This is a genomic window from Mesorhizobium sp. P3_A8 (genome assembly GCF_056402995.1).
Window position 1 is genome coordinate 314,929 of the sequence record NZ_JBFUGI010000009.1, and the last position, 11,356, is coordinate 326,284.

The following is an 11,356-nucleotide window of genomic DNA, read 5'->3' on the forward strand; positions in this document are numbered from 1 at the left end:
AGCGGGCTACTCCGCCGCTCCGAGATAGTCCGACAGCGGCGGGCAGGAGCAGACCAGATTGCGGTCACCGGCGACATTGTCGATGCGCGACACCGGCGGCCAGTATTTGGCCGCCGTGTCAGCATCGCCGGCGGGATAGGCCGCTTCCAGCCGCGAGTAGGGGTGGTTCCACTGGCCGGCCAGCACCTCGGCGGCGGTGTGTGGTGCGTTGACCAGCGGATTGTCGGTCAGCGGCCACTCGCCCCTGGCGACTTTCGCCGCTTCACCGGCGATGGCAATCATCGCCTCGCAGAAGCGATCAAGCTCGCGCTTGGGCTCGGACTCCGTCGGCTCGACCATCAGCGTGCCGGCGACCGGGAACGACATGGTCGGCGCGTGGAAACCGTAGTCGATCAGGCGTTTGGCGATGTCGTCGACGCTAATGCCGGCGCTCTCCTTGAGTACGCGGGTGTCGAGGATGCATTCATGCGCGATGCGATCGTGCCGGCCTTTGTAGAGCAGCGGGAAGTGCGGCGCGAGCCGCGTCGCCACGTAGTTGGCCGAGATGATGGCAGTCTCCGTCGCCTGCTTCAGGCCAGCAGCACCCATCATACGGATATACATCCAGGTGATCGGCAGGATGGAAGCGCTGCCGAAGGGTGCGGCCGACACGGCATGCACCGAGCCTTCGGTGACATGCCCCGGCAGATAGGGTTTCAGATGCGCTTTGACGCCGATCGGACCGACGCCCGGGCCGCCGCCGCCATGCGGGATGCAGAAGGTCTTGTGCAGGTTCATGTGGCAGACATCGGCGCCGATATCGGCGGGACGGGCAAGTGCTACCAGCGCGTTGAGGTTGGCGCCGTCGAAATAGACCTGGCCGCCATGCTCATGAATGAGGGCGCAGAGATGGCGCGCGCCTTCTTCATAGACGCCGTGCGTCGAGGGATAGGTGAACATCAGCGCCGCGAGATTTTTGGAATGCTCGTTGGCCTTGGCCCGCATATCGTCCATGTCGATATTGCCGTCCTCCAGGCAGCGCACGACGACAACGCTCATGCCGGCCATCGCAGCACTTGCCGGATTGGTGCCATGCGCGGAAGAGGGGATCAGGCAGACGGTGCGATGGCCTTCGCCGCGCGAGCGGTGATAGGCGCGGATGGCGAGCAGGCCGGCATATTCGCCCTGGCTGCCGGCATTGGGCTGCAGGCTGACGGCGTCGAAGCCGGTGATTTCCGACAGCCAGCCTTCGAGCTCGCCGATCATGGCGCGATAGCCGGCCGAATGGCTAGACGGCGCGAAGGGATGCAGATTGGCAATGCTTGGCCAACTCACCGGCATCATTTCGGCCGCCGCGTTGAGCTTCATGGTGCAGGATCCGAGCGGGATCATCGAGCGGTCGAGCGCCAGATCCTTGTCGGCCAGCCGGCGCAGCAAGCGCATCATGTCGGTTTCCGACTTGTTTTCGTTGAAGACCGGCTGGGTCAGAAACTCTTTTCCACGCGGTTTGCCGGGAACGGTGCTGTCGGCGGAGACCCCGGCCTTGGCGCCGAACAGGGCCGCGATCGCGTCGAGATCGGCATCGGTCGAGGTCTCGTCGAAGCTGATGCCGACATGGTCGGCGTCGATGACGCGCAGCAGCCGGCCAGTCTTTTCGGCGGCGGCCGCAATCTGGGCGGCCTTGCCCTTCGCCTCCACCGTCACCGTGTCGAAGCGGCTGGCGCCCAGCACCGAAACGCCTGCCGCCTTCAGGCCGCTTGCCAGGCGGTTGGCCAGCGCGTGGATACGCCCGGCAATCGCCTGCAGCCCGGCGGGGCCGTGCCAGATGGCATAGGCCGTTGCCATGTTGGCGAGCAGCGCCTGCGCCGTGCAGATGTTGGAGGTCGCCTTGTCGCGGCGGATATGCTGTTCGCGCGTCTGCAGCGCCAGCCGGTAGCCGGGGCGCCCCTTGCTGTCGGTCGATTGGCCGACGAGGCGGCCGGGCATCAGGCGCGTCAATCTGTCTGACACAGCGCAATAGGCGGCGTGCGGGCCGCCAAAGCCCATCGGCACGCCGAAGCGCTGCATCGGACCGACCGCGATGTCGGCGCCGAGTTTCGCCGGCGCATCGGTCAGCGTCAGGCCAAGCGGATCGGCGATGAAGACGACGATGGCGCCGGTGGCGCGGGCCTTGTCGATCGCCGCCTTGTGGTCGCCATAGACGCCAAACGTGTCGGGCCAGGAAACAAGCAAGGCAGCCGTGTTGTCGTCGATCGTCTCGCCGTCGATCTCGATGCCGAGCGGTTCGGCGCGGGTGCGCACGACATCCAGCGTCTGCGGATGCGGCGCGCCGGCAAGGGCCACCTTGGTCCGCTTGTCGCGGTGATGGCGCAGCGCAATGCCGACCGCCTCGGCGACCGCTGTCGCCTCATCGAGCAACGAGGCCGAGGCCACCGGCAGGCCGGTCAATTCGGTGACCAGGGTCTGGAAATTGAACAGCATTTCCAGCCGGCCCTGGCTGATCTCGGCCTGATAGGGGGTATAGGCCGTGTACCAGGCCGGATTCTCGAACAGATTGCGCTGGATGACCGGCGGTACATGGACACCGTGATAGCCGGCGCCGATGAAGCTCTTCAGCACCGTGTTGCCAGCCATGGTCGCCGACAATTCGGCCAGCGCTTCGGCCTCGCTGGCCGGCGCGGGCAATGTCAGCGGCAGGTCGAGGCGGATCGACTGCGGCACCGCCTGGCTGATCAGCGTCTCGATTGAGGGAACGCCAATTACGGCAAGCATGGCTCTGACATCGTTAACGCCCGGACCGATATGGCGGGCCGAGAAAGGGTAGGGTGCTGCGGTCATGTCAATACGTCCTGTTATCAGCCGATATGGGCTTTGTAGGCGGCCTCATCCATGAGGCCGGCAAGCTGGCTTTCATCGGCAAGCTTCATCTTCCACAGCCAGCCGGCGCCGGTCGCCGCCGAGTTGACCAGCGACGGGTCGGACGACAGCGTGCCGTTGGCCTCGGTGATCTCGCCATCGACCGGCGCGTAGACATCGGAGGCCGCCTTGACCGATTCGACCAAGACGGCGGTATCGCCTTTGGAGAGTTTCTTTCCGGTCTCAGGCAGTTCCACGAAGACGAGGTCGCCTAGCTGCTCCTGCGCGTAGTCGGTTATACCGACGGTGGCGATACCGCCTTCGACGCGGAGCCATTCGTGATCGGATGTGAAATAGGTCGTTGCCATGGAATTCATCCTTTGCGGTAGCGATGAGGGGTGAAGGGCAGGGAACTGATATCGACGGGGATTTTCGTGCCGCGCACATCAGCGAAGACCCGTGTGCCGGGCTTTGCCAGCGCTGCGGCGACATAACCCATGGCGACCGGATGTCCGGCCGAGGGGCCGAAGCCGCCGGATGTGACATGGCCGGCGGGGTTGCCGTCGGCGTCGAACAGAGGAGCGCCTGCGCGCACCGGCTGACGGCCTTCCGGCCTCAGCCCGACGCGCTTTTGCGCCGGGCCGCGTTCGACGGCGGTGCGCAAGGCATCGGCGCCGATGAAGGCGCCGGAAGCGCGGATCTCCTTGGGAATTGCCCACATCAGCGCGGCCGCGGCTGGGTCGGTCTCCGGCGTGATGTCCTGGCCATGCAGGCAAAGCCCTGCTTCCAAGCGCAAGCTGTCGCGCGCCGCAAGGCCGATCCACAGCACGCGCTCATCTTCCAGCAGCTTCGCCACAAGGTCGCGTGCATCAGCCACCGGCAGGCCGATCTCGAAACCATCCTCGCCGGTATACCCCGACCGGCTCATGAACCAGTTTTTCCGGGGCTCGACACCGTGCATGAACAGCAGCGACCCGGTCTCGATGCCCGCGCGGGACAACACGGCCCAGGCCTCAGGTCCCTGGATGGCCAGGAAGACGCGGTCGAGCGGCTCAACCTTCACATCGAAATCAGCGGCCAGCGCGCGCAGATGCTTTTCATCGGCCACCGCGTTGCCGGCATTGGCGACCACCATGAAGCGCTCGTTGCCGAGGCGGGTGACGATCAGGTCGTCGAGGATGCCGCCGGCTTCATTGAGGAAGAAGGACAGCTTCGACTGCGAGATTTCGAGCGTGCCGGCATCCAGTGGGCAGGCGCGGTTGAGCAAGTCAATCGCGCCTGGCCCGCTGACCTCGAACAGCTTCATGTGCGAGATGTCGAACAGGCCGGCATGTTCGCGGGTATGAAGATGTTCCTTCATGACACCGGCCGGATAGGTCAGCGGCATCGACCAGCCGGCAAAGGCGCCGAAACGCGCACCGGCGGCTGTGTGGATATCTTCGAGGGGGAGGTGTCTGCTGTCGTCGCCCGTCATGTCATCTCCAGAGTCGCACGCAATCGGCCGCTGATGGCGACCAGTCCGTGCCCCTCTGTCTGAAGCCTGAGAGACTCGCGCAACCGGAACTCTGTCAGCGGCGCTTACACCTTCGGCGCGGGGGCAAGCCCCGACTTTCCAGAGTGTCTTTCCCGTCTACGGTTCTTTTGCCTGAGAGATTTCGGGCGATTTCCCCTTCGGCGGCAGCTCTCGCTGCTCTCTCCCGCAAACAGGTAGGACTCAAAACCTCAAGTCCTCGACGCGCCATCCATAGCCCGTCGGCGACACCTTGTCACCTCCCTGCGACATCAAAGGTGCGTTGATATTCAGGTGATGCCGGCCTGACCTGAATCTCAGCACAGCTGAAGCGCGCCGTGCCGGCAAGTCTTCGCTAACCACGCCGTTTGCCGGTTTTTCAAGACACTCCTGATATAGGAGGTCGATGTAACGCTTTGGGGCGGACGGGGACGACAATGGGCGAATTGATCATGAGCGCGCCGGTGGCAGGGCTGACCTCGAAGAATCGCATTGCCCCGGAAGATGTGGTGATGCTGCGCCGCGACGTGTTCGCCGATGGCGTGGTGACCAGAGGCGAGGCCGAGGCTTTGTTCGCGCTCGACCAGACGGCCAAGGACAAATGCGCCGATTGGGCGCCGTTCTTCGTCGAGGCGGTGACCGACTACATCGTTCATCAGGAAAAACCGTCCAGCTACACCTCGCAGGACAATGCCGACTGGCTGGTCCGCACCATCTCGCGCGACGGCATGGTCGACAGCCGCACCGAACTCGAATTGCTGGTCCATGTGCTGGAAGAAGCAAGATCCTCGCCGAGCAAGCTTTGCGTCTATGCGCTGGAGCAGGTCGCCCATGCGGTCATCGACGGCAAGGGGCCGCTGATGCTGGGCGGCGCGCTGGTGCCCGGGCTGATCGCCAAAGCGGAGGTCGAACTGCTGCGCCGTATCCTCCACGCCCATGGCGGTGACGGCAACATCGCCATCACACGGGGCGAGGCCGAGGTGCTGTTCAGCATCAACGAACAGACCGCCCAGGCCAAGAACGATCCGTCCTGGAACGATCTGTTCGTCAAAGCGATCGCCAATTTCGTCATGTGCTCGGCCGGCTATGAAGCCCCGACCCGCGATGTCGCGCTGCGACAGGAAAGCTTCCTCGAACACGCCGATCCAGAAATCGGCAGCTTCTTCAGCCGCATGGTCTCCGGCGGCCTTGCCGGCATCATCGAGGCCTACCGGTCTCCGGATGACATCGAGGCCGAGTGGGAAGCCAAGAACAGGGCGGCAGAGGCCTTGGCCCGCCGCGCCGAAACGATCGATGCCGGTGAAGCCAAATGGCTGGTCGGACATATCGGCGTGGACAGGCCTCTCTATGAGAACGAACGTGCGCTGCTGACCCTCATCAAGCATGCCTCGCCGGAGATCCATCCGGCGCTGAAGCCGCTGCTCGACAAGGTCGCCTGAAAGAACCAGCGTCCGCCGCGTCGCTTTCTCCGTGACGTTGTTGTGTTGCCATACAAGGGGCGACCGCCTGTCAAACGAGTCGTGACCGCAGCGAGGTTCCGATCTTGTCGCGGGATTTGGCAGGCCGGAAAGCACCCTATCTGTTTCGATAGGGTTCGTCGGCCATGAAACTCCTCTAGTGTCGGGCGGGGACGTCCACTCAGGGGAGAACAACACATGACCATGCTACGTAAGATGCTTGCGCTTGCCTTTGCCGCGGGCCTCGGCTCGACAACGCTGGCGTTTGCCGGCGGGATGACGCCGCAACAACAGGCTGACGCGCGCACCAAGGTCGAAACAGCCGTGGCGCTGGCCAACATCGCCAAGGCCGACAAGGACGGCGAGGCGATGCTCGTCGCCGCCAGAATGCTGGCCGAGGCCGGACCGGTGGCCGAGCAAGGCGCCAAGATGAAGGACGGCAAGCCGACGCTGATGGACACCGGCAAGATGGCCAAAATGGCCAAGGAAATGGGCGCCGATGCCAAGAAGGCCGATGCGGTCGCCAGCATGGCGACGTCGAACGGCGAAACGGCGCGTAGCGACGGTTATTGGTACTACAGCTGCGATTCCTACAACAACTGCCAGTGGATCTACGCCGGCTATTGAGCGGGGCCGGGGGGCTCAATCAAAGCTAGGCGTTCGTGATCGGCCCGTGGCCTCCACGGGCCGATCATCATTTTGTGGCGAGGCTAGATGCCGCCATACCAGTCGTAGCCATTGTCTTCCCAATAGCCGCCGCGACCGCCGCCGACATCGGCGAAGCCGTCGACCAGTTCGATCTTGTAGAGATATTTCGGCATCTTGTAGCCGAGCTGGCGCTCGACGCGGACGCGCAGCGGTGCGCCGTTCTCGACCGGCAACGGCTTGCCGTTCAAGCCATAGGCCAGGATCGTCTGCGGGTGGCGGGCGTCGATCAGGTCGATCGTGCCGTAATATTTGATGTCGCCGGACAGGCTGCGGTCGATCGTGTCGAGGCAATGGAACATAACATAGCGCGCCTGCGGCTTGACCACCGCCTGGTCCAGGATCAGCGACAGCGGCGTGCCAGTCCATTTGGCGATGCAGCTCCAGCCTTCGACGCAGTCGTGACGTGTGATCTGCGTGCGGCTCGGCATGTTCTGAAGCTGCTCGCGGGTCAGCGACAGCGGCTTTTCGACCAGTCCAGAGACTTCCAGCCGCCAGTCGGCGAAATTGTTGGCGAGCAGGCCCTTGTAGGTGTCATCGTCGGGCGCGGTGACGCCATTCGGCCGCTGCGGCTGGCGGATGTCGGCCTCGGTAAATTCCGGCGCCAACGCGTCGCGTCCGGCCAGGAAGCGTTGCGCCCGGTATGTCAGCCCATTGGCGTTTTCGAGGAAACTGCGCAAGCCGCTGCCGATGCTCAGCTGGCTGTCGAAGGCGTCACAGCCCGACAGCATGATGCCGGAGGCGCCGAGGCTGGCCGCGGTCAGAAACTTGCGGCGGCTGATTTCGAATTTCGCCATGTCAGGCACTCCTCTCAGGCGTTTTGTCGTCATGCGTGGGAGGATCGGTGCGATACCAGCCGGTGATGATCGAGCGCAGTTCGTTGATCGGGCCGGCGGCAAGGATCATCAGGATGTGGATGATGAAGAAGCCGACCAGCAGCAGCATGACGGTGAAATGGATGGTGCGCGCCGTCTGCCTGCCGCCGAGCAGATCGTTGAGGAACGGCAGAACCGAATTCATACTGGGCGACATGGCAAGGCCGGTGATGATCATCAGCGGCAACAGCACGAACAGCACGCCGCCATAAGCCATCTTCTGCAGCGTGTTGTATTCGCGGGTGTGGTGGAATTTCAGCTTCGCGTGGTCGACGATGTCCCGCGGCAACCGCTTGAGATCGTCGAGGCGCGGCGCCAGATCGCGCCTGATATGGCCGTTGATCAGGCTGGCGACCAGCCAGACGAGCAAGGTCGTCGTCAGGATCCAGGCGAAGAAGAAATGGATGACGCGGGCGGTGCCGAGATCATAGTAGGACGGGATGGTCGCCCAGGACGGAAAGCCGCGCGCCGTCTCGTTGCCAGCCGGACCTGACCAGCCAAGCACGCCTGTGGTGTCGAAGCGGTGCCCGAAGATTGCGGTGTAACCGCGCGGGCCGGCGTTGGTGTTTTCGGCGCCGATTTCGAAGATGGTGTTGTTGTAGCCGAAACCGGATTGCTTGCCGATGTAGAGCTGCGGCCGGGCATTGAAGATCTGCAGGCCGGACAGCAGCATGAAAAACAGCGAGATGGCCCAGAGCCAGTGGGTCAGCCGCGTCCAGCGCGACTGCCGGTAGATCAGCGTTTTGTCTTTCGAAGCGGGAACGCCCGGCTCAATTTCGGATTGGCTTCTGGCAACCGATTCCATCTTGTCTCGTCTCCCGGCCCCGCGACGTGGCCTGCGCGTTCATTGTCCTCCTGATACGTCGCGATCCAAACCGATGTTTCATCCGATCACGGATTTATTATGGACCGCCCAGGCTGACGGCGAGATTGACGGCGGCGGCGACGATGACCGTGTTGAAGAAGAACGACAGGATCGAATGGACAAGCACGACACAACGCATATGCGTCGTCGAGATGTTGGTGTCGGCGGTCTGCGCCGTCATGCCGATGACCGTCGAGAAGTAGAGGAAGTCCCAACCTTCAGGCCGCTTGTCGCCTGGGAACAGCAATCCGCCGACCGGGATTCTCGTCTTGGTCTTGGTGTCGACCTCGTCGCCGTCCATCCAGTAGACATGGGCATAGTGAAGTGCCGCCATGGCATGGATGGTGAACCAGCCGAGCGGGATCGACAGCAGCGCGAAGCCGAGCTCGATGGGATTGCCCCTGTCCTTCTGATTGATCAACAGGAACAGGGAGATAAGGGCAACACCGACGACAACAAGCGTCACCGCGAAGATGACCAGCACCGGCATGTCGGTGGCGCGCGCATTCTTGCTCAGATATTTGCCGGTGAAGGTCGGCATCTGGCTGACGACAAGAATGACGTAAGCGGCAAAAAATGCATTCGCGCCGATCGAATAGGCGAGCGGGGCGCGCAGCAGCAAAGCCACAACAAGCGCCACGGCGCCGAAGCAGGCCGACATTGCGAACAGCATGTGACGCTGCATGGGGTTCTTGATCGCGGCGGCCATGGCGGTCTCCACCCTGGGTGGCGCTCGGTTTCTAGCTGGGTGTGGCGGATTTCAGCGCCCGCCGCAAGATGCGGTCGAGTTCGCCGAGGAACCGCGAGCGGTCCTGCGGTGCGAAGCTGGCATTGTAGCCCTTGCTTTCGCCGGTTTCGCGCAAATGCTGCTTCAAGTCGCGCATCGCCACCGCCATGCCGATTGTCTCGGGCGTGAACGGCCGCCCGGTGGGCCCAAGCACATGCGCGCCGAGCGCCACCGCGCGGGCGGCAAGCGGAATGTCGGCGGTAATCACGATATCGTTGGCGCGGGCGTTCTCGACGATCCAGTCGTCGGCGGCGTCAGCACCCTTGGAGACGACGACATTGCGGATCATCGGATCGCGCGATGGCCGCAAGCCGCCATTGGAGACGTAGGTGACGACGACGCCAAGGCGCTCGGCGACCTTTTCGACCTCGGCCTTGACCGGGCAGGCATCGGCATCGACATAAATTTGGGGTAGCGATGGATCGCCGCTAGTCGGGTTCATAACGGGTGAATTTCAAATCATAGCCGCGCGGCTTGGCGCCGGGCGGTTCTTCGGGCTCAGTGTCATAGACCAATACTTCCCTCGTACAGGCAAATCCGACCTGTTGGCCGATGGTGCGGATCATATCGATCGCTTGATCGGAGTTGTAAGCCCAGACCTTCATGCCAAAAAAGGCGGGTCCTGTGTCGGTGGTTCCGTAGCCCGCATTTGGAGACAGCACTTCTCCGTCGGCAAGCAGCGTGTAGTGATGAAAGTCGGTTGTCACCCGCCCGTAGCGGAGCTTCAACTTCCAGTTCTTGAGGCCCCTGAGATCCATCAATTACCCGGCGGCGATGCGCGGTAGAGAAGGGCTGGCGTCGCGAGCTAGCCCTTCTCGTTTTAATTCAGGCCGGCAAGGCGCCTGACTTCTTCGCCGTCCAAGTGGCGATGTAATCCATCAGGCCGGGGTTGAGGCAGTCATAGGGCTCCAGCCCGATCGACTTCAGTTGCGCCCGGATGCCGTCCATCCGCTTCGGATCGACGCCGGATTCAATGATCGACGAGACGAAGGCGGTGAAGCCCGGCGGCGACCAGCCATCCTCCTGGAAGCGCTCGGGGTGGATGAAGGACAAGCCCTTGAACGGATGGTCGCGTTCGACCGGGCCGTGCATGTGGACGCCACAGCCGGTGCAGGCATGGCGCTGGATCAGGGCTGAGGGATCGACCACCTTGAGCTTGTCGCCGTTCTCGGTGACGGTGACGTCGCCGGTGCCGGCAACGGCAACCACCGAAAACACCGCGCCGTCCGGCTTCCAGCATTTTGTGCAGCCGCAGGCGTGGTTGTGGGCGATCTGCCCCTTGACCTTCACCTTGACGGGCTTGCTGGTGCAGGCACAGACCAGCGTGCCGCCGGCAAAGCTTGCGCTTTCCTTGGGCAGGCCATTGTCGATTTTCGGATGCAGTTTTTCAGGCATTATCTTCCTCCCTGTTTTGTCATCTCGACTAGGTCTCGACGACCACCTCATTTTCCATGAAGTGCACCTTCAACAGGCGATGCACTTCGGTCAGACTCCTCCTTAGGAAGGCGCCATGCACGAGGTAAGCGATCTCACCTTGCGCACGATCGATCTCCTCCAGATTGATCGTGACGCGCTTTTCTTCGCGAAAGCTACGCCAAACATCCTCGCCGAAGTTCCGTATTCGATGGATCGTCGACTTCTCAGGGTCGACGAAACGAATTCGAACTTCCTTCAATAGACCACCACACTCCTGATCGACTTGCCCTCATGCATGAGGGCGAACCCCTTGTTGATGTCCTCGAGCTTCAGCGTGTGGGTGATCATCGGATCGATCTGGATCTTGCCGTCCATGTACCAGTCGACGATTTTCGGCACGTCGGTGCGGCCACGCGCGCCGCCGAAGGCGGTGCCCATCCAGGTGCGTCCGGTGACCAGCTGGAATGGCCGCGTCGAGATCTCCTGACCGGCACCGGCGACGCCGATGACGACCGACTTCCCCCAGCCACGATGCGAGGCTTCCAATGCCTGGCGCATCACCTTGGTGCTGCCGGTGCAGTCGAATGTGTAGTCGGCGCCGCCGATCTGGTCGGCGCCGCGCTTGGTCATGTTGACGAGGTGCGGGACGATGTCGCCGTCGATCTCCTTCGGATTGACGAAATGCGTCATGCCGAACCGCTCGCCCCATTCCTTCTTGTCGTTGTTGAGATCGACGCCGATGATCATGTCGGCGCCGGCCAGCTTCAGGCCCTGGATGACATTCAAGCCGATGCCACCGAGGCCGAAGACGACAGCCGTGGCGCCTTGCTCGACCTTGGCGGTGTTGATGACCGCACCGATGCCGGTGGTGACGCCGCAGCCGATGTAGCAGATCTTGTCGAAGGG

General features: G+C 62.9%; 13 protein-coding genes and 1 riboswitch. Of the genes, 2 read left to right on the plus strand and 11 right to left on the minus strand.

What is annotated here, in order from left to right:
• Positions 1-6 precede the first annotated feature (6 nt).
• From gcvP to gcvT, 3 genes are read right to left on the minus strand one after another with little or no spacing between them, the layout of a single operon-like run.
• Positions 7-2,817, minus strand: a complete 2,811-nt coding sequence (gene gcvP / locus AC1DX4_RS22515; RefSeq protein ID WP_477222371.1) for an aminomethyl-transferring glycine dehydrogenase — start codon at positions 2,815-2,817, stop codon at positions 7-9.
• Between the two features lie 17 nt (positions 2,818-2,834).
• Complete coding sequence (gene gcvH, locus AC1DX4_RS22520; protein WP_477222372.1) at positions 2,835-3,203, minus strand: glycine cleavage system protein GcvH; 369 nt, start codon at positions 3,201-3,203, stop codon at positions 2,835-2,837.
• A 5-nt stretch (positions 3,204-3,208) separates the two neighbouring features.
• A complete protein-coding gene (gene gcvT, locus AC1DX4_RS22525) occupies positions 3,209-4,309 on the minus strand; it encodes a glycine cleavage system aminomethyltransferase GcvT (protein ID WP_477222373.1) in 1,101 nt (366 codons plus the stop codon).
• Between the two features lie 149 nt (positions 4,310-4,458).
• Positions 4,459-4,545, minus strand: a riboswitch (glycine riboswitch).
• A gap of 237 nt (positions 4,546-4,782) precedes the next feature.
• Between gcvT and AC1DX4_RS22530 the strand changes: the two genes are divergently transcribed.
• Together AC1DX4_RS22530 and AC1DX4_RS22535 are read left to right on the plus strand one after the other, a co-directional pair.
• On the plus strand, positions 4,783-5,784 hold the full coding sequence (locus tag AC1DX4_RS22530; RefSeq protein ID WP_477222374.1) for a hypothetical protein: 1,002 nt from the start codon (positions 4,783-4,785) through the stop codon (positions 5,782-5,784).
• Positions 5,785-6,000: 216 nt separating this feature from the next.
• Complete coding sequence (locus tag AC1DX4_RS22535) at positions 6,001-6,429, plus strand: hypothetical protein (protein ID WP_477222375.1); 429 nt, start codon at positions 6,001-6,003, stop codon at positions 6,427-6,429.
• Positions 6,430-6,512: 83 nt separating this feature from the next.
• On the opposite strand, the gene AC1DX4_RS22540 is transcribed toward AC1DX4_RS22535, so the two are convergent.
• The 8 genes from AC1DX4_RS22540 to AC1DX4_RS22575 all read right to left on the minus strand — a co-directional run.
• Complete coding sequence (locus tag AC1DX4_RS22540) at positions 6,513-7,304, minus strand: molybdopterin-binding protein (RefSeq protein ID WP_477222376.1); 792 nt, start codon at positions 7,302-7,304, stop codon at positions 6,513-6,515.
• Between the two features lies 1 nt (position 7,305).
• Entirely contained in the window at positions 7,306-8,187 is an 882-nt protein-coding gene (locus tag AC1DX4_RS22545; protein ID WP_477222377.1) for a cytochrome b/b6 domain-containing protein, read from the minus strand.
• A gap of 97 nt (positions 8,188-8,284) precedes the next feature.
• A complete protein-coding gene (locus tag AC1DX4_RS22550; protein WP_477222378.1) occupies positions 8,285-8,956 on the minus strand; it encodes a DUF1345 domain-containing protein in 672 nt (223 codons plus the stop codon).
• A 31-nt stretch (positions 8,957-8,987) separates the two neighbouring features.
• On the minus strand, positions 8,988-9,476 hold the full coding sequence (locus AC1DX4_RS22555; protein ID WP_477222379.1) for a YaiI/YqxD family protein: 489 nt from the start codon (positions 9,474-9,476) through the stop codon (positions 8,988-8,990).
• Positions 9,463-9,792 (minus strand): hypothetical protein, encoded by a 330-nt coding sequence (locus AC1DX4_RS22560; RefSeq protein ID WP_477222380.1) that lies wholly within the window; start codon positions 9,790-9,792, stop codon positions 9,463-9,465. The genes AC1DX4_RS22555 and AC1DX4_RS22560 overlap by 14 nt, the downstream gene beginning before the upstream one ends.
• A gap of 67 nt (positions 9,793-9,859) precedes the next feature.
• Complete coding sequence (gfa, locus tag AC1DX4_RS22565; protein ID WP_477222381.1) at positions 9,860-10,429, minus strand: S-(hydroxymethyl)glutathione synthase; 570 nt, start codon at positions 10,427-10,429, stop codon at positions 9,860-9,862.
• Between the two features lie 28 nt (positions 10,430-10,457).
• Complete coding sequence (locus AC1DX4_RS22570) at positions 10,458-10,709, minus strand: hypothetical protein (protein ID WP_477222382.1); 252 nt, start codon at positions 10,707-10,709, stop codon at positions 10,458-10,460.
• The coding region (locus AC1DX4_RS22575; RefSeq protein ID WP_477222383.1) for a zinc-binding dehydrogenase at positions 10,706-11,356 on the minus strand (651 nt) is incomplete at its 5' end. The genes AC1DX4_RS22575 and AC1DX4_RS22570, both read right to left, overlap by 4 nt.